The sequence below is a fragment of the Amycolatopsis circi genome, from assembly GCF_003385235.1.
GTDB lineage: Bacteria > Actinomycetota > Actinomycetes > Mycobacteriales > Pseudonocardiaceae > Amycolatopsis > Amycolatopsis circi.
Window position 1 is genome coordinate 103267 of record NZ_PQIA01000014.1, and the last position, 26717, is coordinate 129983.

At 69.6% G+C, this 26717-nt stretch carries 20 protein-coding genes; 11 read left to right on the plus strand and 9 right to left on the minus strand.

Annotated elements, in window-relative coordinates:
- Positions 1-40 precede the first annotated feature (40 nt).
- A complete protein-coding gene (locus D0D37_RS07920; protein ID WP_116199873.1) occupies positions 41-718 on the minus strand; it encodes a GntR family transcriptional regulator in 678 nt (225 codons plus the stop codon).
- A 160-nt stretch (positions 719-878) separates the two neighbouring features.
- Between D0D37_RS07920 and D0D37_RS07925 the strand changes: the two genes are divergently transcribed.
- The 4 genes from D0D37_RS07925 to D0D37_RS07945 all read left to right on the plus strand — a co-directional run bounded on the left by D0D37_RS07925 (position 879) and on the right by D0D37_RS07945 (position 4481).
- Positions 879-1757 carry an HTD2 family dehydratase gene (locus tag D0D37_RS07925; protein ID WP_116199874.1) on the plus strand — a complete coding sequence of 293 codons (879 nt, stop codon included), beginning with the start codon at positions 879-881 and terminating at the stop codon, positions 1755-1757.
- A 66-nt stretch (positions 1758-1823) separates the two neighbouring features.
- Positions 1824-2642 carry an enoyl-CoA hydratase/isomerase family protein gene (locus tag D0D37_RS07930; RefSeq protein WP_116199875.1) on the plus strand — a complete coding sequence of 273 codons (819 nt, stop codon included), beginning with the start codon at positions 1824-1826 and terminating at the stop codon, positions 2640-2642.
- A gap of 76 nt (positions 2643-2718) precedes the next feature.
- Entirely contained in the window at positions 2719-3126 is a 408-nt protein-coding gene (locus tag D0D37_RS47830) for a thiamine pyrophosphate-dependent enzyme (RefSeq protein WP_244223426.1), read from the plus strand.
- On the plus strand, positions 3123-4481 hold the full coding sequence (locus D0D37_RS07945; RefSeq protein WP_116199876.1) for an MFS transporter: 1359 nt from the start codon (positions 3123-3125) through the stop codon (positions 4479-4481). The genes D0D37_RS47830 and D0D37_RS07945 overlap by 4 nt, the downstream gene beginning before the upstream one ends.
- Positions 4482-4517: 36 nt before the next feature.
- On the opposite strand, the gene D0D37_RS07950 is transcribed toward D0D37_RS07945, so the two are convergent.
- Positions 4518-5675 (minus strand): DUF418 domain-containing protein, encoded by a 1158-nt coding sequence (locus D0D37_RS07950; RefSeq protein WP_116199877.1) that lies wholly within the window; start codon positions 5673-5675, stop codon positions 4518-4520.
- Between the two features lie 153 nt (positions 5676-5828).
- Between D0D37_RS07950 and D0D37_RS07955 the strand changes: the two genes are divergently transcribed.
- The 4 genes from D0D37_RS07955 (at position 5829) to D0D37_RS07970 (ending at position 11977) form a co-directional block, all read left to right on the plus strand.
- Positions 5829-6362, plus strand: coding sequence for a hypothetical protein (locus tag D0D37_RS07955; RefSeq protein ID WP_162834122.1), 534 nt, complete (start codon positions 5829-5831; stop codon positions 6360-6362).
- A gap of 8 nt (positions 6363-6370) precedes the next feature.
- Entirely contained in the window at positions 6371-7042 is a 672-nt protein-coding gene (gene cseB, locus D0D37_RS07960) for a two-component system response regulator CseB (protein WP_116199879.1), read from the plus strand.
- Complete coding sequence (locus tag D0D37_RS07965; protein WP_208719852.1) at positions 7039-8241, plus strand: sensor histidine kinase; 1203 nt, start codon at positions 7039-7041, stop codon at positions 8239-8241. Before cseB ends, D0D37_RS07965 begins: the two co-directional genes overlap by 4 nt.
- Positions 8242-8704: 463 nt before the next feature.
- Positions 8705-11977, plus strand: a complete 3273-nt coding sequence (locus tag D0D37_RS07970) for a GH92 family glycosyl hydrolase (RefSeq protein WP_116199881.1) — start codon at positions 8705-8707, stop codon at positions 11975-11977.
- Between the two features lie 89 nt (positions 11978-12066).
- Here D0D37_RS07970 and D0D37_RS07975 read toward each other — a convergent pair whose 3' ends face one another.
- Together D0D37_RS07975 and D0D37_RS07980 are read right to left on the minus strand one after the other, a co-directional pair.
- Positions 12067-14088, minus strand: coding sequence for a glycosyltransferase (locus tag D0D37_RS07975; protein WP_116199882.1), 2022 nt, complete (start codon positions 14086-14088; stop codon positions 12067-12069).
- On the minus strand, positions 14085-14717 hold the full coding sequence (locus D0D37_RS07980) for a DUF998 domain-containing protein (RefSeq protein ID WP_116199883.1): 633 nt from the start codon (positions 14715-14717) through the stop codon (positions 14085-14087). The genes D0D37_RS07975 and D0D37_RS07980 overlap by 4 nt, the downstream gene beginning before the upstream one ends.
- A gap of 393 nt (positions 14718-15110) precedes the next feature.
- Between D0D37_RS07980 and D0D37_RS07985 the strand changes: the two genes are divergently transcribed.
- A complete protein-coding gene (locus D0D37_RS07985) occupies positions 15111-15680 on the plus strand; it encodes an OmpA family protein (protein WP_116199884.1) in 570 nt (189 codons plus the stop codon).
- A gap of 195 nt (positions 15681-15875) precedes the next feature.
- Here D0D37_RS07985 and D0D37_RS07990 read toward each other — a convergent pair whose 3' ends face one another.
- Positions 15876-17192 carry an MFS transporter gene (locus D0D37_RS07990; protein WP_116199885.1) on the minus strand — a complete coding sequence of 439 codons (1317 nt, stop codon included), beginning with the start codon at positions 17190-17192 and terminating at the stop codon, positions 15876-15878.
- 191 nt (positions 17193-17383) lie between these two features.
- Complete coding sequence (locus D0D37_RS07995) at positions 17384-18124, minus strand: IclR family transcriptional regulator (protein WP_116199886.1); 741 nt, start codon at positions 18122-18124, stop codon at positions 17384-17386.
- Positions 18125-18248: 124 nt separating this feature from the next.
- Here D0D37_RS07995 and D0D37_RS08000 point away from each other — a divergent pair, with 124 nt between their 5' ends.
- Positions 18249-19433, plus strand: a complete 1185-nt coding sequence (locus tag D0D37_RS08000) for an acyl-CoA dehydrogenase family protein (RefSeq protein ID WP_244223428.1) — start codon at positions 18249-18251, stop codon at positions 19431-19433.
- Positions 19433-20650, plus strand: a complete 1218-nt coding sequence (locus tag D0D37_RS08005; RefSeq protein ID WP_116199887.1) for a CaiB/BaiF CoA transferase family protein — start codon at positions 19433-19435, stop codon at positions 20648-20650. The genes D0D37_RS08000 and D0D37_RS08005 overlap by 1 nt, the downstream gene beginning before the upstream one ends.
- Before the next feature lie 27 nt (positions 20651-20677).
- Here D0D37_RS08005 and D0D37_RS08010 read toward each other — a convergent pair whose 3' ends face one another.
- From D0D37_RS08010 to D0D37_RS08020, 3 genes are all read right to left on the minus strand, one after another.
- Complete coding sequence (locus tag D0D37_RS08010; protein ID WP_116199888.1) at positions 20678-21067, minus strand: hypothetical protein; 390 nt, start codon at positions 21065-21067, stop codon at positions 20678-20680.
- A 52-nt stretch (positions 21068-21119) separates the two neighbouring features.
- On the minus strand, positions 21120-25004 hold the full coding sequence (locus D0D37_RS08015; protein ID WP_167493507.1) for a Pls/PosA family non-ribosomal peptide synthetase: 3885 nt from the start codon (positions 25002-25004) through the stop codon (positions 21120-21122).
- Positions 25005-25275: 271 nt separating this feature from the next.
- A complete protein-coding gene (locus D0D37_RS08020) occupies positions 25276-26709 on the minus strand; it encodes an LCP family protein (protein WP_116199890.1) in 1434 nt (477 codons plus the stop codon).
- Positions 26710-26717: the final 8 nt, after the last annotated feature.

Here is a 26717-nt window from a genome sequence, read left to right on the forward strand (position 1 = left end):
ATTCCGTGAAGGTTCCCCTCACGGCCAACAAGCCGAGGAGTCAGGTTTCCCAGAAGCCTTGTTTTTCCAGCAGGGCGACCGCGCGCTCGCCGCCGTCCGAGAAGTGCTTCTCCACAATGGACCGCGCTCGCGAAGCGGACCGGGCGCTGAGCGCGTTCAGGATTTTCCGGTGGTCGTCGTGGGCTTTGCCCGGCCAGTCCGCGTGCGCCTCGTAAAAGCCGTGCGTCACCGTTTTAGCCAGGATGCCCAGGATCGAGACCAGCCGACGGGAGTCGGCGGCGTAGTTGATCCGCCGGTGGAACTCGAAGTTCAGCCGTTCCTGTTCGGCACGGTCCACTCCGGACTCCATCCGGTCCGCCAGATCGTGCAGCGCCTGCAGGCTTTCCGGCGAAATATTCTTCGCCGCCCGCTCCGCCGCCAGCCCGGACACCAGGCCGAAGACCCGGTAGTGGTCCCGGATGTCGTCGCGCGTCATCCGCGCCACGAACGCGCCCCGGCGGGCGATGTGCTCCACCACGCCCTCGTGGTCCAGCGTGATCAAAGCTTCGCGGATCGGCAGTTTGCTGATGCCGAGTTCGTCGGCCAGCGCTTCCTGGTCGATCTTCGCGCCCGCGCGCAGCTGACCGGAGAAGACGCGCCGCCGGATCTCGTGCGCGGCCAGCGCTTTCAGGTTCGCCGGACCGCCGCGGCGCAGTCCCGGGCCCGTGGTTTCGGGCATCCCCTCGGCCTCCCCCGCCAGCAATCGTCAGACAGCTGAAGTATCGCACAAGCCTTTCTGCTCGAACGCCGCTCCTCCCCGCTGTTCGAGCTGACCGCCCGGACATTCCTGATAAGGTACTCACCCGACGGCCTCGTCCGAACCAAGATTCGAGGAACCCATGTCCGAACCGGAAGCCTGGGAACCGTACGCCGTCACCAGCGAAGAGGTCGTCGAACCCGGCCCAGTCGCCGCACTGGCCGCGTTGTTCGACAACGGACTTCCCGCTCCCCGCGAAGGCGACGTCCTGCCGCCGCTGTGGCATTGGGTCGCCCTTCCGCACTGGCCGGTGTCGTCGCGGCTCGGCCTCGACGGTCATCCGGTGCGCGGGACCTTCCTGCCGCCGGTGGAACTGCCGCGACGGATGTTCGCCGGGGGCGAGGTCGTGTTCCACCGCGCGCCCAAGGTCGGCGAAACCGTGCACCGGCGCTCCATTGTGGACTCTGTCACCGAAAAGTCCGGCCGTTCCGGGAAATTGGTCGTCGTCCAGGTGCGCACGAAACTGTCCGGAATGGACGGAACTCCGTATGTCGAGGAACGCCAGGACATGCTCTACCGCGAGAGCGGACCGTCCGCGGCCGCACCCGCCGTGGCGGAAACCGCTGCCGCACTGGAACCGGCGGGATCGCCGTTCCGCCGCACCGACGGGCAGACTTGGGAGTTCGCCACCGATCCGACGCTGCTGATGCGGTTCTCCGCGGCCACCGCGAACCCGCACCGCATCCACTACGACTGGCCGTACGCCACGCGAGTCGAGGGCTATCCCGGCCTGGTCGTGCACGGGCCGTTGATGTCGCTCGCCCTGGCCGAGGTGCTGCGGCTCGACTCGCCCGCCTCGCGGGTGCGCCGGATCAGCCACCGCAACCAGGCACCGCTGTTCTGCGGACAGCCCGCACAGCTGCGGTCCAGCCCGGGCACCCGCTCGGTCGCGCTCGACCTGCTGGGTCCGTCCGGGCCGAGCACGAGCCTCGCCGTCGAACTGGCCGACGAAGGCACGTGATCTAGCGGCCGCGTCCGGAGCAATGGCATGGTGGCGCAGGTGTTCCGGACGACGGAGGGAAGCTGAATGAGCCGCTACGCGCAGTTCGAGAACCTGCGAGTCGACGGACCGGACGAGGACGGCGTCATCGAACTCGTCCTGGACGCGCCGCACCTCAACGCGGTCAGCGAGGACGCGCACGGCGAACTCGCCGACGTCTGGCGGGAATTCGACCGCGACCCCGACGTCAAAGCCGTCCTGCTGCGCGGCGAGGGCAAGGGGTTCTCCGCGGGCGGATCGTTCGACCTGGTCGAGAAGCTGGCGAACGACTTCGAGGCCCGTTCGCGCACCATGCGCGAGGCTCGCGACCTGGTCTACAACGTCATCGACTGCTCCAAACCGACCGTCTCCGCGATCCACGGCCCGGCCGTCGGCGCAGGCCTGGTCGCCGGGCTGCTGTCGGACATCTCCGTGGCCGCCGCCAACGCCAAGATCATCGACGGCCACACCCGCCTCGGCGTCGCGGCGGGCGACCACGCGGCGGTGTGCTGGCCGCTGCTCTGCGGGATGGCGAAGGCCAAGTACTACCTGATGACCTGCCGTCCGATGACCGGAGCCGAGGCCGAGCGGATCGGGCTGGTTTCGCTGTGCGTCGAGGAGGAGGCCGGGCTGCTGCCCGCCGCGCGGGAGATCGCGCACGAGCTGGCCAACGGCGCGCCGAACGCGATCCGCTGGACCAAACAGAGCCTCAACCTCTGGTACCGGCAGCTCGCGGGCGCGATCTTCGACTCCTCGCTGGCGCTGGAGTTCTACGGTTTCGCCGGTCCGGAGGTCCGCGAAGGACTCGCCTCACACCGCGAGCGGCGGAAGCCGGACTTCACCCGGGTGCACGACCGGGAGGACTGACCAAACCGGCGGGGAGACCTGCTACCGCGAACCGTGCGTCAGCGGCAGATTGAACGAATACCGCGGCACCCGGTAAGTGTGGCAGCCGTACTCGGCCTGTTTCGTCGTACGTCGTGCGCTGCGTGGTCAGCAACGCCGCGCCGGACGCTTCGTCCACCAGCTCCGGTATCGCGCCGACAACGGTTCGCTGGAGGGGGACGTGCTGCCGGTCGACCACGCGGCCAGCCTCGGCGCGACCGTCCTTCGCGTGTCCACTGTGGACGAGTTCCGGGCGTCTTTGAAGCAGGCCAAGGCGAATCCGGTCACGACGGTGGTGCACGTGGAGACCGATCTGCACGCGCCCAACCCGCCGGGCTCGGCATGGTGGGAGATGCCGGTGAGCGAGGTGTCCGATTTGGACTCCACTCGAGAAGCGGAGCCAACGACACTGCCTCTGACGCTTCGGCCCGCACCGAACCATTCCCGCGCCACCCTGGTCCCGTGACCGCGACAATCTCTGCACCCAAGCAGCGCCTGGCACTCATCGCCCTGTGCCTGCCCTTCTTCATCGTCCAGCTCGACGCGACCGTGGTGAACGTCGCCGTCGAAGCGATCCGGCACGACCTCGGCGGCGGGCTTGGCGGTGAGCAATGGGTGATCGCGAGCTACACCATCGCGCTGGCCGCGGGCATGCTCACCGCGGGGTCGCTCGGCGACCGTTACGGCTCGCGGCGGGTGTGCGTGCTGGGGACCGTCGTGTTCGGGGTCGGGTCCGCGCTGTGTTCGCTCGCCCCGAGCATCCCGGTGCTGATCGTCGCGCGGATCCTGCAGGGCGTCGGCGCGGCCGCGTTGCTGCCGTGTTCGCTCGCGCTGATCGTCCGGCAGTTCCCGGAGCCGCGAGCGCGGGCGCACGCGCTCGGGCTGTGGGGCGGCATCGCGGCCATCGGCCTCGCGACCGGCCCGGTGGCGGGCGGCGTGCTCATCGCGCTGGCCGACTGGCGGGCGATCTTCTGGGTCAACGTTCCGTTCGCCGCCCTCGCCATCGTGCTGACCTGCCGGTACGTCGTCGAATCGCCGCCGCGGCGGGAGCGTCGCCTCGATCCGTACGGACTCGTCCTCGGCACCGTCGCCCTGTCCGCGCTCGCCGGCGGCCTGATCCAGGTCGGCCGGTCCGGCTGGGCCGTCCCGCTGATCGCTGTCGGCTTGCTGACCGGGCTCGCGTTCATTCTGGTAGAACGTCGTCGGCGCGATCCGATGCTGCCGCTGGCGATCTTCTCGTCCCGCCCGTTCTCCGCCGCGAGCACCGCCGGGCTGCTCTTCAATTTCTGCCTCTACGGCACCCTGCTCTGCCTGTCGCTATTCCTCCAAGGCCCGCTCCACCAGTCCGCGTACGCGACCGGCATGCTGACGCTCCCGCTCACCATCGCGATCGGCATCGGAGCCACGGCCAGCGGACGGCTCACCGCACGCTTCGGCCCCCGGGTCCCGATGCTGACCGGTTTCAGCCTCGCCGGGCTCGGTGCCGTCCTACTGGCCACGGCCGATTCCCCGTCGATGGTGGTGGCCGGCGGCGTGGTGTTGTGCTGCTGCTCGATCGCGATGCCCGCGATGACGTCGGTTGCGATGTCGACGCCTCCGGAGGAGCACACCGGACTCGCCAGCGGAGTCTTGAACACCGCCCGGCAGACCGGGGGCGCTTTGGGCACCGCGGTGCTCGGCACGCTGCTCACCGCGGGCTCGACGATGTCGCTGAGTGTCCCGATGACCGTGGCCGCTCTCGGCTACGCGGCGGCGGTCGGCTGCACCCTGCTGGCGACCTCGCCTCGGGCTGTCCGTGAGGGGAACCCTGAGGGACTCTGATTCCCCCAGGGTTCCCCTCACGGACCGGCACCGGGGTCAAGGCACGAGCAGGGTCGCCCGATGCACCAGCCATTCCAGCGGACCGCGCCGCCGCCAATGCCGCCACGCCACCGACGCGGCCAGCATCACCGCGACCATCAGCACCAGGAACACGAATGAATACGGCTTCGGCACCAGTTTCAAAACCGCGAAATGTGCCGCGTACCAGGTGAAAGCCATCCCTCCGGCCGCGGCGAGCGGCCACAGCGCGCGACGGCCGAGCGGCCGGTCCAAGGCGATCAGCAGTCCGCCGAGCAGCATCATCGCGACGCCGATCATGAGCACGATGCCGAGCGGACTGGTGGCGTACAGCGATCCGTCCGGCGGCATCGCCAGGAGCACCTGCCACGGCATCCCGGGCGGCCGGGTCGTCGCGATCGCCTCGGCTCCGCCCAGCGGATTGGTGGCGATCCACGAGCCCAGGATCGACACAGCGGCGAGCACGAAACCGGTGTACAGCAAGCGGATCCGGACCTGGTGCGCGCGGAGGTCGAGGCGGCCGATCGCCATCCCGGCCAGCGCCAGCGGCAGGCCGTACGCGACCTGGAAACCGCCGCCGAACAACACCATCCCCTTGAAGAACTCGCCCCATTGTTCGGGATGCCCCAAGATCGCGAGCCCGCTCGCCGTTTCGGACCCGGACCTCATCCAGTCGGAATGAGCGTTGAACACCCAGAACGCGTAAAGCGTCATCGCGGGCACGGCGATTCCGGAGAGAATGAACAATGTCCGCGCGCGCAGCCGGGTCAGCGGCAGCAGGAGAAGCAGGAGCACCGCGTAGTACCCGATCACCGACATGCCGTACTCGTCGATCGCCAGGCTGAGCAGGAACAACACCACCGCCCGGACCGCGAGCCTGCCGCGGGCGCGCCACCGCTCGTTTCCGCCGTACGGGGTCGAGCCGCCGGTCATCAATGCCGCGGACAGCCCGAAGAGCAGCACGAACAGGCTCATCGCCCGGGACGACGTCTGCACGTTCAGCCACGACAAGAACGCCGGGGCAGCCTGGGGCGGGCCGCCGTGCAGCCAGCCGCTCGCGAAGAAATGCTCGATGAACACTCCGACGATCGCCAGCGCCCGGACCGCGTCCACGCCCAGCAATCGTCCCTTCGGCACCCGGGTTTCCGCCGGGTCCCGCACCGCTTCCGTCCTCATCGGACTCCTCCCTGGTCGATTCCCCGCCAAGGTAGGAACGGCGGATCACCGATCGCCGGGAATCGCGTTGCGGTGGCCCGGAGGAAACCCATCGGTCTGGTAACAGCGCTCCCCGAGCAGCGCGCGGACGGCAAAATGGCTACTGTGCAAAGCATGCGGAGGACAGCGGTCGCGGCGGTTGCGGTGCTGTCGCTCACCGCTTGCTCCGATGTGGACGGTGTCCGGGTCGCCGGCCCGGCTCCACCGGCAGCGGCCGCCCCGGCACCGGCGAACAACCCGCGCGGCCCGACCGTCGACACGGTCGCTCTGCTGCGCGCGGACCCGACAGTCAGCGCCCGGACGAAGGCGGCGTTGCGACCGTGTCCGTACGGTCCGAGCGCCGGGTCGTATCCCGTCAGCACCGCGTACCACGAGCTGACCGGCGAGGTCGACGTCGTAGTGAACGTCTATCCGTGCGGCGCGGTCGGAGCCCCGGGCACCGGCAGCAGCGGCGCGACCGGCGTGCCGGTCAGCGCGTATCTCGGCGGCTACATCTACACGATCGGCGGGAAACAGCTGTTCAGGCTGGAGAACTCCGGCGCCATGCTGACCGTGCTCGACGGGCAGCTGGCCACGATGTCGGCGACCGGACCGAACAACGGGGTCGCCCGCTACCGCTGGACCGGCAAGGGTTTCTCGCCGGAGTGAGAGGGGACATGACGCAGGTACTGCTCGTCGAGGACGACGACGTGATCCGGGAGGCGACGCAGCTCGCGCTAGAACGCGCCGGTTTCCGGGTCTCGACGGCCGCGGACGGGCTCGCCGGGCTCGACCAGTTCCGCGCGCAGCCGCCGGACGTGGCGTTGCTCGACGTGATGCTGCCCGGGCTCAACGGCGTCAGCCTGTGCCGCCGGATCCGCGAGGAAAGCCGGACGCCGGTGCTGATGGTCTCCGCCCGCGACGATTCGGTCGACGTCGTGCTCGGCCTCGAAGCCGGCGCCGACGACTACGTCACCAAACCGTTCGACACCGCGGTCCTGATCGCGCGGATCCAGGCGGTGCTGCGGCGAAGCGGCTGGTCCGGGCCGGAGGAGGACGCGTTCGTTCGCTTCGGCGACCTCGAAATCGACCGCGCCGGGCTGGAGGTGCGCCGAGCAGGCCAGCCGGTGGATCTGACGCCGACCGAACTGCGGCTGCTGCTCCGGTTCGCCGAATCGCCGGGCAACGTGCTCAGCCGCGACACGCTGCTGGCCAGCGTGTGGGATTACGCGTGGGGCGGCGACACGCGGGTGGTCGACGTCCACGTGCAGCGGCTGCGGGTGAAGATCGGTCAGGAACGGCTGCAAACCGTGCGGGGCTTCGGATACAAGCTCCGCGCCGAGCCGTGAAGCTCTTTCCGGCCACCCTCCGGTGGCGGCTGACCGCGGCGGTGACCCTCGTGTCGGCCGCCGTCGCGTTGACGTTGAGTTTGTTGGTGCACCAGCAATTCGCGCGCACCCAAGCCGAGCAGGCCCGTCATGCGCAGGACGAATGGATCCAGCTGCTGCTGCGCAACCCCGGTGTCGACGGCCAGTTCGACGATCCGACGCTGCCCGCTCCCCTGCGCGACGCCGTCCGCGGCGGCAACCGAGCGACCTATTTGGACGGTCCGGTTTTGTGGGCAGCCGCCGAAACTGGCGGACACGTCGTCTCGGTGCGGACCAGTTATGCGTCGCAAACGCAGGCACTGGCCACTTTGGACCGAGAATTGCTGGCCGGTTCCGCCGTAGTGACCGTCGCCGGAGCACTACTGGGTGTCGTGCTCGGAGCGGGGATGGCGCGACGGCTCCGGCGGGCCGCCGACGCTGCCCGCGACGTCGCGAACGGCGCTCCGGCAAGGGTGCGTGACGCGATCGGCCCGCGTCCGCGAGACGAAGCGGCCGATCTCGCCCAGGCTGTCGACGCGATGGCGGACGCGTTGCAGGCGCGGTTGGCCGCGGAACAACGGGTCACCGCGGACATCGCGCACGAACTGCGGACCCCGGTGACCGGCTTGGTGACCGCTGCCGAACTGCTGCCGCCCGGACGCCCGGCGGAGTTGGTCCGCGACCGGGTCGCCGCGCTGCGCTCGCTGGTGGAGGACGTGCTGGAGGTGGCCCGGTTGGACACCGCGGCCGAGCGGGCGGATCTGGCGGAGATCGACCTGGCGGAGTTCGTGCGCCGCCGGGTGCCGGACGCGGTCGCTCCGGTCGCGGTCCGGGTGTGGACGGATCCCCGGCGGTTGGAGCGGATCCTGGCGAACCTGCTGTCGAACGCGGCGAAACACGGGGCCGCGCCAGTGACGGTCGAGGTGGCCGGCCGGTGCGTGACGGTCAGCGACCGGGGGCCGGGATATCCGGAGGTGCTGATTCGGGAAGGGCCCGCCCGGTTCCGGACCGGCGCGGACGCACGCGGCGGCGGGCACGGGCTGGGATTGACGATCGCGGTCGCACAGGCGCGGGTGCTGGGCGCCGAGCTGGAGTTCGAAAACCCGCCCGGCGGCGGAGCACGGGCGGTGCTGCGATTGCCAGAGTTGGCGAGCCGTGAGGGGAACCCTGAGGGACTCTGAATCCGTGAGGGGAACCCTCACGGACCGCGACTGGCCGTGAGGAGCCCCCTGGGGAACTCTGATTCCGTGAGGGGAACCCTCACGGACCACGATCCGAACAGGCACCCGCGCACCCAACGATCGAGGCACCCAGCCCCTGCCCTGCACCCCGATACGAAGCCTCCCTGCGGTCTGGGGGTGCTTGTCAAGGCATCTTTCCCGCCTTGACAAGCACCCCCAGACCGTCAGCACAATCAAACTTCGGGGTGCGGGGCCCCAACCGCACCACGGTTTCGCGAGAGGAACCCTTACGAACCCTGACCCCCTGCGGGAATCAGGGTCCCCCGCACGGAACGCGGCCCGGAAGCTGTCCCGTTGTCGGCCTTCTCAAAGCCGCGACGGGATGACAAGCTGCTCACCAGCCGGTCGCCTCCGCACCGGCTCGCACGATGACAACGTTGTCAGCCCTGGAGGTAGCGCGTCCATGTGGTCGCAGAAGAGACGGGTGGCCGCGATCGCTGCGGCGGGCCTCGTGGTGGCCGGGCTGGTGTCCGGCACGACCGGCGCCGCCACCGCGAGCACGGCCGCGGCGGATCCGGTGTCGCTGGTCAACCCGTTCGTCGGCACGCAGAACTTCGGCAACACCTTCCCCGGGGCCAGCGCGCCCTTCGGCATGGTCCAGGTCAGCCCGGACACCGGCGGCCAAGGCGGCTACGACTACCAGCAGAATTCGATCTACGGCTTCAGCCAGACGCACCTCTCCGGCGTCGGCTGCGGCGTCATGGGCGAGCTGCCGGTCATGCCGACCACCGGGGCCGTCGACTCCGTCGACAAGAACTCCTACAAATCCGAGTACAGCCACGACGACGAGAAGGCCGAGCCCGGCTACTACCGCGTCGGGTTGAAGAAGTACGGCGTCAACGCCGAACTCACCGCCACTCCGCGCACCGGCTGGCAGCGCTACACCTTCCCGTCGACCGGCCAGGCCAACGTGCTGTTCAACACCGGCCAGGCGAACCAGTCCGTGAAGGATTCCGAAATCCACGTCGTCGGCGACCGGACCCTGGAGGGTCGCGTGCGCGCGGGCGGGTTCTGCGCCGGACACGACGAGCACACCGTCTACTTCACCGCGACCTTTGACCGCCCGTTCGCCTCCTACGGCACCTGGCGCGGCAACACCCGCAGCGCGGGCAGCCGCGACGCCGCGGGCACCGGCGGCAACGGCGCGTGGGTCAGCTTCGACGCTGCCGCTGACCACGACGTCGTCCTCAAGGTGGGGCTCTCCTACACCGGTCTCGCTGGCGCGCGCGAAAACCTCACCGCGGAGACCAGCGACAGCTACGACTTCGACGCCACCCGCGCCGCATTGCGCAAGCAGTGGGCGGACCGGCTCGGCGCGATCAACATCAGCGGCGGCACCACCGAACGACAGACCGCGTTCTACACCTCGCTCTATCACGCGCAACTGCATCCGAACCTGGCTGGCGACATCAGCGGCGACTATGCCGGTTTCGACGGCAAGGTCCACCGTGCCAACGGCTACACGCCGTATCAGAACTTCTCCCTCTGGGACACCTATCGCCCGCAGAACCAGCTGCTCGAAATGCTGGAACCGCAGGTAGCCCGGGATGTCGCGCTCTCCGTGGTCGCGATCGGCCGCGACGGCGGCTGGCTGCCGAGATGGGCGCTGGCGGGCAGCGAAACCAACATCATGACCGGCGATCCAGTAACGCCGTTCTTGGTCGAGGCCTGGTCGAAGGGCTTGCTGGCCGGGCACGAGGACGAGGCGTACGGGCTGCTCAAGAAGAACGCCACGAGCACACCGCCCGCTGATTCGCCGTACAACGGCCGCTCCGGCGTGAATTACTACAACGACCGCGGCTATATCCCGAGCGGTCTCACGCTCGGCAAGGACTGCGCGGCCAAGGGCGGCGACAACGACTGCGAGCATCCGACCTCGGCGACCATGGAGTACTCCGCCGCCGACGCCGCGCTCGCGTTGATGGCCAAGGGCTTGGGCCACCAGGCCGACGCGCGCATGTTCGCCGATCGCGGCCAGTGGTACCGCAACGTCTGGAACGCCGCCGACAAGCAGTTCCGTCCGCGCACCACGGACGGCACCTGGCTGACGCCGTACAACCCGGTCGACGCCGACCACCAGTTCCACGAGGGCGGCGCCTACCAGTACCAGTGGCTGGTCCCGCAGGATCCGGCCGGGCTCACCTCGCTGATGGGCGGCAAGCAGGCGACCGAGAAGCGGCTCGACTCCTTCTTCGCCTACGACAACCTGCTCAAGGACCCGGCGGGCACCGCGCGCAAGGACTGGATCGCCAGCCCGTACGACTACTACGCCAAGGCCACCTACAACCCCAACAACGAACCCGATCTCCTTTCGCCATACATGTACAACTGGGTCGGTGCCCCGGCGAAGACCGCGACCGTCGTCCGCGCGGCGATGACGTTGTTCACCACCGGCCCGGACGGCATGACCGGCAACGACGACCTCGGCACGATGTCCGCCTGGTACGTCTTCTCCTCGCTCGGCCTGTACCCGACGATGAGCGGCGCGAACTTCCTCGCCGTGTCCAGCCCGCAGTTCGAATCGGCGACTGTCCGGATCGGACAGTACGAGGGCAAGCAAGGCGGCACGCTCACTGTCACCGCGCCGGGTGCGAGCGACACGAACCGTTACGTGCAAACCGTTTCGCTCAACGGGCGGGACGTCCGGCAGACCTGGCTCGACTGGTCCGCGGTCGCGCACGGCGGCAAGCTCGCCTACCAAGTCGGCGCGACGCCGTCGAACTGGGGCACGCAGCCGGGCACGGAACCGCCGTCGGTGAACAAGGCGACCGGTGACCTCCGTCGACATGTGGACGCGACGCTGCGGCCGAGTTCCGTCGTGCTGCCGCAGCAATCCTCGGCACAGACTGTCCACTTGAACCTGGACGTGCTCGGCCAGAACCCCGGAGCACAGCCGGTCTTCGTGACCGCGTCAGCCCCGTCCGGCTGGCGGGTGCAGACCGATCCGCTGCAGTTGTTGTGGTCCTTCCGGCTGCCGACGCAGAAGACCGCGCCGGTCACCGTGACCGTTCCGGCGAACACGCCAGTCGGCCCGTATTCGGTGCAGCTCAAGGCATCCGGGCCGGGAGCGAATACCGTCACCCGCACCGCGAACATCGAGGTCCGGCAACCGACGGTGTGCGCGACGACGTCCGGAACGCAGTGCGCGGTCCATCTCAGCCACGACCGCAATCACGACGGGACTGCGACCGTCGCGGCGTCCACGGAAGGCAACTTCGACGGCAGCGGCTGGAGTTACGACGCGGACCTGATGCCGTCAGCCGGTACCTTCGTCCACAATGGAGTTACGTACGCAGCTCCCGACCCCACCGGCACTGCGGCGAACTTCGTGGAAGCACGCGGGCAATCGCTGCTGCTGCCCGCCGGAAAGCACCAGGCGGTCCAGCTGATCGGCTCGTCGCACAACGGTCCGGTGTCCACCTCGCTGACCGTGCACTACAGCGACGGATCCAGCGCGGACCTTCCGGTGACCTTCGGCGACTGGGCTGGCTCGACCCCGTCCGGCACTACCGTCGTGCTCGACATGGCGCACCGTATCAAGGCGGGCAGCGGGGTCGACGGTCCGCCGGTGCGGCTGTTCGGCATTGCCTCCACAGTGGACGGAGCCAAGACCGTCCAGTCGGTGAGCCTGCCGAACGACCCGCGCGTCCAGCTCTACGCGATCACGCTCGGCTGAGCCCCTGAAACCCGGCCGGGTTCGTCGGATCCCTCCCCTTCGTCCGACGAACCCGGCCACCCCCCAGCACCCCAGTTCCCCCAGAAGTCTCAGGCGGCTTGACCCGCGGGCACCGCCGCGACCCGGCCCATCGCCTCGGCGTAGCAGGCTTCGAAAGAATCCAAACTGGACTCCAGCGCGTGCCCGGCGATCATCTTGCCGCTCGCCGCCCCCATCCGCGCCAGCGTCGCCGGGTCGGCGACGACCGCGTGCAGCCGCTCGGCCAGTTGCCCCACGTTGCCCGGCTCGAACAGCCAGCCGTTGTAGCCCGGACGGCACAGGTGCGGCAACGCCATCGCGTCCGCGACCACCACCGGCTTCCCGGCCGCCATCGCCTCCATCGTCGCGAGGCTCTGCAGTTCGGCGATGCCGGGCATGCAGAAGAGATCCGCGGCCGCGTAGGCGTCCAGCAAGTCCTCTTCGGACACAAACCCGCGGAATCGCACCCGGTCGGCGATCCCGAGTTCGTCGGCCAGCTTCTCCCAGCCCGTCCGGCACGAACCGTCGCCGACGATCTCCGCGCGCAACCCGGGCACGAGCGCCACCGCGCGCAACAGCTCGTCGACGCGCTTCTCTTCGTCAAGCCGCCCGACGAACAACACCGTCGGATCGTCGGACGTCCGCGAAACCTTGCGCAACCGGTAGCGGTCGATGTCGATGCCGCACGACACTGGAATGGCTCGCTCCGGGAAACCGTTGTCGTGCAACAGTTCCACCGCACGCGGCGTCGGCGCGGTGACCACGCGGGCCGTCGAGAACACTCGCGTCAAGTCCCGCCACGCCCACCGCGAAGCCGCACCGCGCAGCCACGTCGGCACGCGCACGTGACCGAAGAGGTTCTCCGGCATGAAGTGGTTCGTCGCCACTCCCGGAATGCCCATCGCGGCGGCATGCTTCAGGACGTACCGGCCGACCACGAAATGCGCCTGGACGTGCACAAGATCCGGCTGCAACTCCTCCAGCAGCGCAGCGACGTCCTTGCTCACCTCCCATGGCAGGCCGATCCGGAAGGTCCGGTGGAACGGGGTGCGATGCGACCGGACCCGGTGCACCACAACGTCGCCAGCTCTTTCGGTGCGCGCCGGGCCGTCCGGGGCGACACTGATCACGTGCACCTCGTGCCCGCGGCCGGCGAGGCCGTTGGACAGCCGGTACGCGAACTGCGCCGCGCCGTTGACGTCCGGCGGATAGGTTTCGGCGGCGACCACGATGCGCAAAGCCCGGTCGTCGTTCACAGGGTGCTCCGATCTGGTGGAATGGACAGGAGAAGAACTGCTGCGGCTCAACACCGCGACGCCGCCGACCGCCAGGACCGCCGCGGTCAGCGCGACCGCGGTCGCCGTGGCGTCGAGGTGGGTGGCTTCGCCGAGCACCCCGGCGCCGAGACCCACCGCTACCAGCGGATCCACGACGGTCAGGCACGCGACGGCGAGGTGCGGCGGACCGCACCGGTAGGACAGTTGCACGAGCCAGCCGCCGGCCAGCAGCGCCGTCACCATGGCGGCGACCGACACCGCGGTGCTGAAGTCGACGGTGCCCTCTTGTATTTCAAGGGAAACCGCTCGCATCAATACCGAGACGAAGCCGTACGCAGCGCCGCCGGCCGCGCCGAAACACAGCCCGCGGACCGACGGGCGAGAAGAAATCGCGCCGATCAAAGTCAGCAGCGCCATGGCCCCCAGCACCAGCAACGCCGCCCGCGTTTGCGCGTCGGCACCGACCGCGGTGCTCGTGGTGCTGCCCGCGGCGACGGTCACGAACGTCCCGACGCCGAGCATGGTGACCGCGACCGCGGGCAGATCCCGCCGCCGCCGGTCGAGAATCGCGGTAATCGCAACGGCAATCACCCCGACCGGCTGCACGACAGTCAGCGGAGCCATCCCCAACGCGACCGCGTGCACGCCCGCCCCCGACCCCAGCAGCGCCAGGCCGCCGAGCCAGCGCGGCGCCCGGATCAGCTCGCCGATCCGCGGTCGGCCCGGCAGCCCGGTGACCACCCCGTGCTGCAGAAGTGCGCCGGTGGAAAAGAAAACCGCGCCGAGCACAGCAAGCGCGATGGCGATGATCGTCATGAGGCCACCTCGGCTCGCGCCATCGCGGTGACGGCGAAGAGTTGTGCGTAGAGCAGTGCGTACAGCAAACGTTCGAACAACCCCAGGAACTCGGGCACGGACTGCTCCAGCAAGGGCACGTGCGCCAGCAGAAAGGCGAGCGAGGCGGCGCCGGACGCCAAGGAAAGCCAGCGCACCGCCTTCGCTTCCGGACGCCGGCGCGCCAGCAACCAGCCCGCCAGCGGCAGGCACACGAACATCGCCGCGCCCGCATATCGGTGCACCGCACCGGAAAACGACGTTTCCACGCCGGTCGGATCAGTCGGGAAGAACGTCGCGATGACCAGTCCCGCCACCCACAGCGCGATCAGCACCGACTCCGGGCCGTGTTTCGGCAGCCCCTGCCGGAGCAGCGCGTGCCGGACCGCCAGCGACGCCCCGGCCAGCCCGAGCGAGGCCGCCGCCAGGAGCACCGCCCCGCCGGGAGGGAAGACGTAGTCGCTGATGACGTCGCGGACCGGGTCGATCGTGCCCGCCGCCACCACGTGCAGCAGGAGGATCGGCACCAGCGAAAAAGCCAAGGCCGCGGCGGCGATCGCGGGCGCCGTCGCGCTGCTCTTCCGCGTTATGAGGGTCACATCGATCAGCATGCTGGCGGCTGTGACCGCCCGGCATCGGGGAACACCCTGAGATGCACCCCTGGAATCCGCGGCCGGTCCGGGGCCGCTCAGTGCCGGATCGGACGGGACGCGCGCCTCCGGTCCGCCGTCGGCACGGCCGGGCGAAATGTCCCGATCCGAGCTGAATAGGACGTTATACAGCGACCGGCGCGCCCCGATCTTACTGTCCTTTGTGGACCTCCCGGGTCCCTCACCCGGGTGGATGTCAGCCCGGGCGGGTGAGGCCGCGAGCCGCCGCCCTCGCCCTGCTGACGGCGCGAAACCGCGCGATCGCTCGGCGCGATGTCCGGGTGAGCCGCGGTTGCCGCCGCTGTGGCCCCGTGTTCAGATCCCGGCGAACCCAGCCGAAGGAGCACAATTCCCATGCAGAGGGCACTCGTCAAGGCGGTCGTCGGGGCCGCAGCCGTCGTCGCGCTGGTCAGCGCGTGCGGGTCGGGCGGATCGAACGACTCGTCCGGATCCGGAGCGTCCGGGCAGAACAGCGCCCAGTCCAGCGGAGCCGCCCAGTCCGGGCAGAACGGCGCGTCCGGGCAGAACGCCGCGTCCGGCGAGAACGGGGCGCCTGGCCAGAACGGGGCCGCCGGGCAGAACGGGCCGGCCGCACAGGCGGTCACCGCCGCGATCCAGCAGGCCTCGCAGGCCTCGCCGATCAAGTTCGAGCCGGAGAAGGCGGAATTGACCGGCAAGGCCAAGGAAGGCCTGGCCGCGGTCGCGAAAGCCATGCAGGGCAACGATGTCAAGCTGAAGGTCGTGACCCACGCCGGCTACCCGGACGCGGACAAGGCGAAGAAGCTTTCCGAGGAGCGCGCACAGGCGATTTCGACCGCGCTCGAGAGCGACGGCGTCGCCAAGGACCGCGTGCAAAGCGAGCCGAGCGGAAGCGAAAACGCACAGGGCGACCAGGCGTTGGAAACGCAGCTCAGCGTCGCGTAGCAACTCGCTGGTGGGCATTGCCTTGCGGGACCGGACTTCGGTGACGAGCTGAGCGCTGCGGCCTGGCCTGCACCGACGCCTGGTGCCTTCCCGGAACCGGCGCAGTTCGGCGATCCGCGCGAAATCGCCTCCTGGACACAGTCAGCGGTGCACGACCCCGGTCGTGCACCGCTCTGTGGTCCCGGCGGCCGCGGCTCAGTTGAGTGCGCCGCGGCTCTGATCGGCCAGCGCCCCGAACCCGATGCACAACGCACCCGCGACGAACAGCAGGGAAACTCCCCAGGTCGCGTGCGTCGCGGACGCTTCCACGATCGCCAGCGCGGCCAGCGGCGCGAGCCCGCCGGACACCGCTCCCCCGACCTCGCGCCCGGTGCCGAGACCGGTCGAGCGGACCTCTGCCGGGAATTGCTTGGCCAGGAACGCGCCCTGTGCCGAAAGCATCGCCGGAACCACGATGCCGGTGGCCAGCACGAGGCCGAGCCAGATGAACCAGCTGGTACCGGTGTCGAGCAGCCAGAAGAACGGGAACGCCAGCAATCCCGTCGCCACCGCGCCGGCGACCACGACCTTCTTCGCCCCGACGCGGTCGCTGATCCATCCGGCGATCGGCACCGTCACGATCGCCGTCGCGCTCGCGATGCTGATCCCCAGCGCACCGATATTCGCCGGTATGCCACGGAAATTCGTCAGGTAGGCGAGCGAGAAGGTCTTGAACACATAGCTGACGCCGTTGTAGCCGATGGTGATCACCATGACCACCGCCAGCGCGCGCCAGTCGCTGCGGAACAGCTTCACCAGCGGCCGGTTCGCCCAGCCGCGCGGCCGGTTTTTCTTGCTCCGCACCAGGTTCTCGAACTCCGGCGTCTCCGGCACCCGGCGGCGCACCCACAGCCCGACGCCGACGAGCAGGAAGCTGGCCAGGAACGGAATCCGCCAGCCGAAACCGTGCAGGAATTCTTTGTCCAAAGTGGTCAGTCCGGCGACGGCGAGCGAGGAGACGAGCAGCCCCACGTTCACGCCCAGCGCGGGCCACGAACCTTGGCGACCGCGTTTGCGCGGGTCAGCGTGCTCGTAGGCGACCGCGATCGCGCCGCCGAATTCCGCCCCGGCACCCAGTCCTTGCAACAGCCGCAGCACCACGAGCAGTACCGGCGCGAGAAGCCCGGCGCTCGCGTAACTGGGCAGCAAGCCAATCCCCGCCGAGGAAACGCCCATCAGCACGAAGGTCCACGACAGCACCTTCTTCCGGCCGATCCGGTCGCCGAGCGCGCCGAACACGATGCCGCCGATCGGCCGGGCCAGGAAGCCGACCGCGAAGGTCGCGACCGAGGCCATCGTCGCGGCGGCGTCGTCGCCGGGCGGGAAGAACACGTGGCCGAACACCAACGCGGCCATCGACGCGTAGAGGTAGAAGTCGAACCACTCGAGCGCGGAGCCGACGACCACCGCCACCCCGACTCCGCGCGGGGCTTTCCGGGTCGTTCCGACGCTGTCGTCCACAACACTGGGCATGGTCCTGCTCTCCGGAACTGGGGCACGGGCGAGCGGAAGCCAGCCGGCGCGCGCCGTTGCGTGCGTATTTGGGAACGCTTGATGCGTATATCCGGATGTCAGGAGACCGCGAACACACCGGTCAAGGGGGACGGGGCCGGGTCTCGTGAGTGTTTATGCCGGTTAGAACCGGCATAAACACTCACGAGCAGTCAGCTTTGGCGCGAGGCTTCCCAGCGCTTCACGACTGCCGCCGTGATGTCGGCCAGCGCGTCGCCGATCTCGGGCAGTCGTTCGGAAATCCGCGTGGTCGGACCCGCGACCGCGATCGCCGCGACGACCTCTCCGTCGACCAGGATCGGCCGCGCCGCCGCGCTCACGTCGGGCAGCGTTTCGCCGCGGTTGAGCGCGACGCCCTTGGCGCGGACGGTGTCGAGTTCTTCCAGCGCGGCCTGCACGCGATCGGTATCGGGGAGCACCGACTTGAGGTACGCCTCGCGCCTGCGCGCCGGCCAGTGCGCGAGGAAGATCTTGCCCGCGCTCGGCGGATACAGCGGCCGTCGGGTGCGCAGCGGCGCGGAGTAGCGGATGGGCTGCTCGGATTCGACCGCGTCCACGTAGATCAGCGAATCCCCGACCGCGGCGCCGAGCATGACCGTCTCGCCGAACCGGCGGCGCAGTTCCTCCAGCGCGGGCCGGGCCGCGGTCGCGATGCCGGGCAGGCCGCCGGTGAGCAGGTTCCCCAGCGCGGGACCGAGCTGATAGGCGCCGTCGGCCTCGATCAGGTAGCCGGTCGACACCAACCCCTTGACCAGGCCGAACACCGAGGATTTCGGCGCGTCGAGGGCCACCGACAGCTCGTGCAGCCGCATCCCGGGCTGCCGCGCGACGCACTCCAGGATGCTGGTGACGCGCCCGACCGTCCGGTGCGCCTTGGCAGTCGACTCGGTCACGGCAGCCTCCCCTGCGTTCGTAGATACGAACCCTATCGCGACATCCACCCAGAACGACGCTTGACCCGAGGCGAGCGTCGCCTTACGTTGAACGTATATCCGAACTCGGCGTTCTTATATGCGCATGATGGAGAGCAGCACTGTGGACTTCCAGCTGACCCGAGACCAGGAGGACATCCGGCGCGCCGTGCGCGAGCTGGCCGCCCGGTTCCCCGACGAGTACTGGGCCGAACGAGACGAACGTTCGGAGTTCCCGCGCGAGTTCTACGACGCGTTCGCCTCGGCGGGCTGGCTCGGCATGGCGATCCCGGAGCAGTACGGCGGCGGCGGGCTCGGCATCCTCGAAGCCGCGTTGCTGCTGGAAGAAGTGGCCGCGTCCGGGGCCGGGATGAACGGGTGCAGCACGATGCACCTGACGATCTTCGGGCTCAACACGATCGTCAAGCACGGCAGCGAGGAAATGCGCCAGGAGATCCTGCCCGGCGCGGTCGACGGTTCGCTGCACGTCTGCTTCGGCGTGACCGAACCGGACGCGGGCACCGACACCACCCGCATCTCCACCTTCGCCCGCCGCGACGGCGATTCCTACGTGGTGAACGGCCGGAAGGTCTGGATCACCAAGGCGGGCCAGTCGCAGAAGATGGTGCTGATCGCCCGCACCACGCCGCGCGACGAGGTGGAGAAGCCGACCGACGGCATGTCCCTGTTCGTCGTGGACATCGAATCCGACGCGGTGCAATTGCGCGCGATCCCCAAGCTCGGCCGCAACGCGGTGTCGTCCTACGAGGTGCTGATCGACGGCCTGCGGGTGCCGGAATCGGCGCGCGTCGGCGAGGAGGGCAAGGGCTTCCGGTACCTGCTCGACGGGCTCAACCCGGAACGCATCCTGCTCGCGCACGAGGCGCTCGGCATCGGGCGGGCGGCACTGCGGCGGGCAGTTCGCTATGCCGGGGAACGGCAGGTGTTCGGCCGTCCGATCGGGCAGAATCAGGGACTGGCGTTCCCGCTGGCCGAGGCCGCGACCCGGCTCGACGCGGCGGAACTGATGGCGCGCAACGCCGCCTGGCGCTACGACAACGGCCTGTCCTGCGGCAAGGAGGCGAACATGGCGAAATGGCTGTGCGCGGACGCCGGGTTCCAGGCCGCCGACCAGGCGATCCAAACGCACGGCGGAATGGGCTACGCGCGGGAGTACCACGTGGAGCGCTACTTCCGGGAGGCGCGGCTGCTGCGGCTCGCGCCGATCAGCCAGGAAATGGTGCTGAACTACGTGTCCCAGCACGTGCTCGGGCTGCCGAGGTCGTACTGATGGGCGCGCTCGACGGGCTGCGGGTGCTGGACCTGTCGCGGGTGCTGGCCGGGCCGTACTGCACGCAGATGCTGGCCGACCACGGCGCCGAGGTGATCAAGGTCGAATCGCCCGCCGGGGACGAGACCCGGGGCTGGGGGCCGCCGTTCCTTTCGGAAGGCACCAGTGCCTACTACGCGAATCTCAACCGGGGCAAGAAGAACATCGTGCTGGATCTGTCCGGTTCGGACGGTCGTTCCCTGCTCGGAACGCTGCTCGCTGGCGCGGACGTCGTGGTGGAGAACTTCAAAGCGGGCACGCTCGCGCGCTGGGGCTGGCCGGACGAGACGATCCGGGCGGAGTATCCGGCGTTGATCCATTGCCGCATCACGGGTTTCGGTACCGACGGACCGCTCGGCGGGCTGCCGGGGTATGACGCGGTGCTGCAGGCATACGGCGGGTTGATGAGCGTGAACGGCGAGGCCGACGGGCCGCCGTTGCGGATCGGAGTGCCGGTCGTCGACGTGGTGACCGGAGTGCTCGGGTTTTCCGGGATTCTGCTGGCCTTGCACGAACGGGAGCGGTCCGGGCTCGGGCAGCTGGTCGATTGTTCGTTGCTGGACACCGTGATCAGCTTGCTGCATCCGCATTCCGCGGCCTGGCTCGCTGACGGCGCGGTGCCGCAGCGGACTGGTTCGGCGCATCCGTCGATCGCGCCGTACGAGACTTTTTCGACGGCGGACGGGCTCTTCTTTGTCGGCGCGGGGAATGACCGGCAGTTCGCGGCGCTTGTCGAGGTGCTGGGTGCACCTGGACTGGCTTCCGATCCGCGGTTTGCTTCGAATGCGGACCGGGTCCGCAATGTGGGTGCGTTGCGGGCCGAGCTTGGTGTCCTGATCGGACAGTATAAGCGGGATTCGTTGGCCGAGTTGTTGCTGGCGAGGGGAGTTCCGGCGTCTCCGGTGCACGACATCGCGGAGGCGATGAACGCTCCGCAGGTGCGGCACCGGGAAATGGTGGTCGAGCGAGACGGGTACCGCGGCGTCGGGGTGCCGGTGAAGCTCGGCCGTACGCCTGGTTGTGCCGCTGAGTCGCCTCGGTCTCCGGGAGCAGATACGCGGGAGGTTCTTGCCGCGGCTGGGCTTACCGCCGCGGAGGTCGAGGACGCGCTCGCCAGCGGGGCGGCGGGTACGCAACTTCTCCGGCATAACCAGGTCCGGCCGCCGGGGTCTGGCTGAGTTACGACGGTTCGGGGTCGCGGGGGCTCACCGATGATGCCAGGGCTGAGCTTTGAGCCAGGTCAGGTATTCGTCGAAGATCGCCGCCGTGCCGCCGCGCTCGGACCGCTTCTCGAGGAATTCGTCCAGCAGGGAGAAGAGCAGGTCGTTCACGGTCTGCCGACCAGCCCCGGCGGCTTCGTCGCGCCAGCCTTCGGTGCGATCCGGGAACGCGAGGTGCAGCACCAGCGAGTCCCAGGTGAGGTTGTCGCCGGCGCCGGCGCGCACGACGAGCGACTCCCTGAAGCCGGTGAGCAGCTGCCTGTCGTTGCCGAAGTCGACGCCGTGGAGGAACGTGCAGTAGTCGTGATAACTGCCGTCCAGTCCGTAGAGACCCGGGCGCAGGCGGATGTCGCCGAACAGTTTCCGGTAGTCCATAGTGCACCCAGGCTAGTGGGCGGCTCTGCTCGGCAGAACCGCCCACCGGGCTTCACCGCCAGGGACGGACCGGCGTGCCGCGCCAGCGGGTGCGCGGCGGAACCGTCTCCCCCGCCATCACCAGCGACCCCGAGCCCACCGTCGCGCCGTCGGAAACCCCGCTGCCCGGCAGCTGGAACGCGCGCGGGCCGAGCGTCGCGCCGGGGCCGAGGCGAACCGGGTCCAGTCGCATGACGCGGTCGTGGAACAGGTGCGTCTGCAGCACGCAGCCGCGGTTCACCACGGCGCCGTCGCCGAGCTGGATGAGGTCCGTTTCCGGAAGCCAGTAGCTCTCGCACCAGACCCCGCGGCCGATGCGGGCGCCGAGGGTCCGCAGCCACCAGTTCAGCACCGGCGTGCCGAGGAACGACCCGGCGAACCACGGCACCGCAAGCGTCTCGACGAACGTGTCGTACAGCTCGTTCCGCCACACGAACGCGCTCCACAATGGATGCCGGCCCGGGCGGAATCGGCCGACCAGCGTCCATTTCATCAGCGTCGTCAGCAGCGCGGCGAAGAGACCGGCCGAGACGAACACCGCGGGCGCGATGGCGGCGGCGACCCAGAAACCGTCCGCGATGTCCACTCCGGCCAGCACTGTGGACACGGCGAGTCCGAGAAGGCCCGCGATCAGCAGCGGCGCGATCCGGCAGGACTCGACCAACGCGCGCGCCAGCATCAATCGGCGCGGAGGCGCGAAAGTGCGGGCGGGGTCGACGGTGTCGGCCGTCCGCCGCAGCTCCAGCGCGGGCCGGCCGAGCCAGGACGTGCCATCGGGGACGTCCGCCGGGGTATCGGACAGGACGCCGACGAGCGCGCCTGAGCCGAGCGTCCGGTCCGGGCCGACGACTGCGGAGTTGCCGACGAACGCGCGTTCCCCGACCTCCGAAACGCCCAGCCGGACCCAGCCGCGGTCGAGTTCGTACGGTGCAGCGAGGACGTCGTCGGCAAGGAAAGCGCCGTCCCGCACCCGAAGCAGCGACGGCAGACTGAGCACAGTGGACAGTTCGACGCCGCGACCGATCCGCGCGCCCAGCAGTCGCATCCAGACTGGAGTCGCCAGCGCGGCATAGAGCGGGAACAACTGCCGCCGCGCGATTTCCAGCAGTTCGTGCACGAACCAGGCCGCCCAGCCCGCACGGCTGAGCACCGGATAGGTACCCGACCGCACGGCCAGGCTGGCCAGCCGCACGAGCAGGACGATCGTCAAGGCGTACAACACGATTCCGGCGAAGACGAGCAACGGCGTCCACGGCAGGATCGCCAGCGCGGCGGTGCGCGGGTCGTCCGCCGCCGGGACCCGCAGCAGCGCGACCACGATCAGCGGAATCGCGGACACGAACATGAACAGCGACCGCAGCGTGCCACCGAGTGCGAAGGCCAGCGAGTACCGCTTCGCCCGCGGTGCCGCCACGGTCGGCCGCGGCGGGCGCTCACCCGAAGGTCCGGCCGGAGAACCGCCCCAGACCGCGCCGTCCGGCACGCGAGTGTCGAGTGTCGAACCCGGCAGGAGCACCGATCCAGTGCCGAGATCCGTGCCCGGCAGCAGCGTGCTGCGACCGCCGACCCGGGCGCCGGCGCCGACCCGGACGCGGCCGATCCGCAGCACCGCACCGTCCAGCCACCACCCGGCCAGGTCGGCCTCGGGCTCGATCGCGCATCCGTCGCCGAAGTCCGCCAGACCGCCCACCGGCGGCGGCGAGTGCAGATCCACTCCCCGGCCGACCCGATTGCCGAGCAGCCGGGCATAAGGCGCGGCAAGCGGCGTTCCGGCGACTCCCGGCGGACCGACCACGCCAGCGAACCGTTCGGCGGTCCACAGTCGCATGTGGACGATGCCGCCGCGCCGGTACTCCCCTGGCGCGAGCTTTCCGCGCAGCAATCGCACGCCGCCCGCGGCGAGCAGCATCCGTCCCGGCGGGCTCAGCAGGACCAGCCACGCGGGCACGAGGACCCACCACGACATCCGCGGCAACCACTGCAACGGCAGCACCAGAGCAACGAGCGAGCCGAGCAGCGACACCGACAGCAGCCACCGCATTCCGGACAGAGCCAGCAAAACCAGCTGCACCCCGGCCTGCCACCATCCGCTGCCCCGGGCCGCGGGAACCTGCGGCTCCTCCACGGCAACAGTTTCGACCTGCGCTCCGGCGACGCGTTCGTACAGCTCGCGCGGCGTCGGGCAGGAGTACACATCGGACACTGCCGCGGTCGGATACCGCTCGCGCAGCACGGAAACCAGCCGCGCGGCGGTCACGCTCGACCCGCCGAGGTCGAAGAAGTCGTCGTCCGGCCCAGCGGCGGTGCCGAGGTGTTCGCTCCACACCTGCAACAGCCACGCCAGCTTCGGATCGGACGGCACCACCGGCGCGGCGGTCGGTTCCTCCAGCGGCCACGGCAACGCGTCACGGTCGAGCTTGCCCGACGCGCGCACCGGCAGATCCGGCACCAACGCCAGTCGTGGCACCAAAGCCGCCGGGAGCCGGTCTCGCAGAAGACTGCGCGCGGCCGTGCGATCGAGGCTCTCGCCTTCCGGCACCACGTAACCGACCAGCACCTGCGCACCGCTGTCCGTGCGACGCACCACCGTCGCGGCTGCGGCGACACCCGGCAGCGCACGCAGCGCGGCGTCGATCTCGCCCAGTTCGACGCGCCGTCCGCCGATCTTGACCTGGCCGTCCGCGCGGCCGACGAACTCCAGCCCCTCCGGCACCGCGCGCACCAGGTCGCCACTGCGATAAGCGCGGCTCCACCCGAGGCCCGGCAGCGGCACGAACTTCTGCGCGTCCTTCGCCGCGTCCAGGTACCGGGCGAGCCCGACGCCGCCGATCACCAGCTCGCCGCTGCGGCCCCACGGCACCGGGATGCCCGCCGGGTCCTCCGGGTCGACGACCGCGAGTTCCCAGCCGTCGAGCGGCAGCCCGATCCGCACCGGTTCGCCAGCGCGCAGCCGTTGCGCGCACGCGACGACCGTGGTTTCCGTTGGGCCGTAAGTGTTCCAGATTTCCCTTTTGCCGTCGTCGAAGCGCGTCACGACTTCCGGCGGGCACGCTTCGCCACCGAGGATGAGCAGCCGGACGCCGGCCAGAGTGTCCACTGGCCACAGTGCGGCGAGCGTCGGCACCGTCGACACGACCGTGACGCCGCGTTCGACCAGCCACGGCCCGAGGTCGGCACCCGCGCGGACGAGCGAGCGCGGAGCCGGGACGAGGCACGCGCCGTGCCGCCAGGCCAGCCACATTTCCTCGCACGACGCGTCAAACGCGACACTCAGCCCGGCCAGCACGCGGTCGCCCGGACCAAGCGGCCGTGCCCGGCAGAACAACCGGGCCTCAGCGTCCACAAAGGCCGCGGCGGCGCGATGCGTGACCGCGACGCCCTTCGGCTTGCCAGTGGAGCCAGAAGTGAAGATGATCCAGGCGTCATCCTGCGGCTGCGGACGGACTCGCGGCCACTGCGGTCCGCGCGAGGGCGGCAAGCCCGCGTCGCTCAGGACCAGGCTCACTTGCGCCTCGGCCCACACCGTTTCGGCGCGGTCGGCCGGATCGTCGGCGTCGACCGGAACGTAGGCCGCGCCAGTGGAAAGAACGGCGAGAATGCTGCGGTACAGCGCCGCTGTGCCGGAAGTCATCCGGATGCCGACCCGGTCGCCCGGCACGACCCCAGCCGCGCGAAGGCGTCCGGCGAGTTCTTCGACCTGCGCGGCGAAATCGCGGTATGTCGCCCGCGTGGTGCCGTCGTCCAGCGCGAGCGCGTCCGGATGCCGGCGCACCGTTTCGGCGAAAACGTCGTAAAGCGTGCGCGCGGCAGGTGTCGGACCCGCCCGGTAAACCGCCGTCGCCTCTTCGGCGAGCCTCTCGGGCGCGACTGTGCGCGCCCGATCCGCGTCCAGCGTCACAGGAAAACCTCTTTCCAGAAGAACAGGACTCACGAAACCGGCCGTTCGCCACTCAACAATGGGCGGCGTGAGACCGGGTTGAAGCACCAGCGCCGTTATCGGACACTGGAATCGGAACAAGATCAGATTTCGGGCAATCCCCCAGCCGCGGCTGTGCGGCTCGTCACCCGATCCCGGACATTAGCGGGCACATCACCGCCGATGTCACTCGGGAGAGTTAATTTCGGAATTAGTTCTCAACGGGTTCACAGGATCGTTGCGCTTCTCCCGTTCACCGCACGCAGGGCACCCCGCCTCCGGACAATTCGTCGGCGGGCGAAACCGGGGCGACCGGGACCGGGTCCACCTGGTCGGCCTTTTCCCGGAAATCAGTGCCGAGCACCAGTTTCAGCTCCCCCGCGGCCAGCGCGCCGTCGTAGCCCACGCCGTACCCGCCGCCGAGCGAGGCGACGAGCTTCGCCGCGGACGCGGAATCCCCGCGCCCATAGCGGACTACAGTTCGATGCGTGTGCCGTGCGTTGGACGTGCGCCCGGCGCGGTATCCCCGCGACGGGAGCGTCTTCAGCACCCGAGCGGCCGCGCCCTCGCGGCCGCTCGCGTTCACCACGTCGACTGCGGGCCCGGCCGTCGCGGTGGGCGGCGGCGGGACCGTCCGGCCAAGCAACCGGGCCGCGGCGGCGCGGATTTTCACCGGATCGACAATGTTGACGTCTTCGCCCCGTGCGTCTCTTTCGAACTTTTCGACCGGAAGCGACGCCAACGTCAGATCCCCGCCGGCGAATGTTTCCGCCTGCCGCGCGAGGGCATTGAGATCGAGCCCGGAATCGATCGCGACGTTCTGCTTCGCGACCGAAACCAGCCTGCCGAGCTTCACCGGGTCGCCGAACACCCGGCCTTCTTTCAGCTGATGCGCCAGCGAAACGAGAAACGCTTGCTGGCGCCGTTCCCGGTCCAGGTCGGTGAACTCGTGCCGCGGATCGCGCCGCTGCCGCACGAACGCCAGCGCCTGCTCCGCGGAAATCTGCTGCTGCCCGCCCGGGAAATCCGCTCCCGAGTAGCTGTCGTGCGTGTTCCCGGTCAAACAGACCGTGATCGGCTGCACGACCTGGGCGAGCTGGAAGAACGCGACGAGGGTGACCTCGACGAAATGGTCCACCGCGACCCCTCCGAGGAACTGGCGCACCGTCGCGACTTCTGCCGCGCGGCCGGCGTCCCGGGACCTCTGTTCGCGAGCCGCCTTCCCGGTGACGCCTTGCGCGGCAAGGCGTTGGGACTCCGCGGCGAACGCGTACCCGTAAGCCTCCTTGATCTTGCCCTTGCACACCCCGTCCGGACAGCCGGCGAGATCGGTGTAGTCGTCGCGCGGAATGGAGATGACCGTCGGATGTCCCCCGTCGGCCGGGACGTGCAGCAGCATCAGTACGTCGGTGTGGTAGCCGCCGACGTGCTGGTCTCCCGCGTGCAGCTGCTCGTACAGCTCGGCGGGCAGCGGTTCGCCCCGCTCGTCGAGCCGCGAATCGAGACCCATGACGAGGATGTTCGTGTCCCCGCCCGGCCGGGCCTGCCCGTCGAGAGCGGTGGACGTCGTGACCCCGGACAGCAGCGCGCGCAGCTCGGCCCATCCGTAAACGGCCCCGCCCAGCAGGACCGCGACCAGCGCGACCACGCCGATCCGCTCGGCCCAGTGCCCGTTCGCGCGCTCCATCGATCACC

Coding starts and splice junctions, on each gene's coding strand:
- D0D37_RS07950 (WP_116199877.1), bottom strand. CDS start 5,675: ATGAGGACGGAAGCGGTGCGGGACCCGGCGGAAACCCGGGTGCCGAAG.
- D0D37_RS07970 (WP_116199881.1), top strand. CDS start 8,705: ATGTGGTCGCAGAAGAGACGGGTGGCCGCGATCGCTGCGGCGGGCCTC.
- D0D37_RS07975 (WP_116199882.1), bottom strand. CDS start 14,088: ATGACGATCATCGCCATCGCGCTTGCTGTGCTCGGCGCGGTTTTCTTT.
- D0D37_RS07985 (WP_116199884.1), top strand. CDS start 15,111: ATGCAGAGGGCACTCGTCAAGGCGGTCGTCGGGGCCGCAGCCGTCGTC.
- D0D37_RS08005 (WP_116199887.1), top strand. CDS start 19,433: ATGGGCGCGCTCGACGGGCTGCGGGTGCTGGACCTGTCGCGGGTGCTG.
- D0D37_RS08010 (WP_116199888.1), bottom strand. CDS start 21,067: ATGGACTACCGGAAACTGTTCGGCGACATCCGCCTGCGCCCGGGTCTC.
- D0D37_RS08020 (WP_116199890.1), bottom strand. CDS start 26,709: ATGGAGCGCGCGAACGGGCACTGGGCCGAGCGGATCGGCGTGGTCGCG.
- cseB (WP_116199879.1), top strand. CDS start 6,371: ATGACGCAGGTACTGCTCGTCGAGGACGACGACGTGATCCGGGAGGCG.
- D0D37_RS08000 (WP_244223428.1), top strand. CDS start 18,249: ATGATGGAGAGCAGCACTGTGGACTTCCAGCTGACCCGAGACCAGGAG.
- D0D37_RS07990 (WP_116199885.1), bottom strand. CDS start 17,192: ATGCCCAGTGTTGTGGACGACAGCGTCGGAACGACCCGGAAAGCCCCG.
- D0D37_RS07980 (WP_116199883.1), bottom strand. CDS start 14,717: ATGCTGATCGATGTGACCCTCATAACGCGGAAGAGCAGCGCGACGGCG.
- D0D37_RS07930 (WP_116199875.1), top strand. CDS start 1,824: ATGAGCCGCTACGCGCAGTTCGAGAACCTGCGAGTCGACGGACCGGAC.
- D0D37_RS07925 (WP_116199874.1), top strand. CDS start 879: ATGTCCGAACCGGAAGCCTGGGAACCGTACGCCGTCACCAGCGAAGAG.
- D0D37_RS07955 (WP_162834122.1), top strand. CDS start 5,829: ATGCGGAGGACAGCGGTCGCGGCGGTTGCGGTGCTGTCGCTCACCGCT.
- D0D37_RS07920 (WP_116199873.1), bottom strand. CDS start 718: ATGCCCGAAACCACGGGCCCGGGACTGCGCCGCGGCGGTCCGGCGAAC.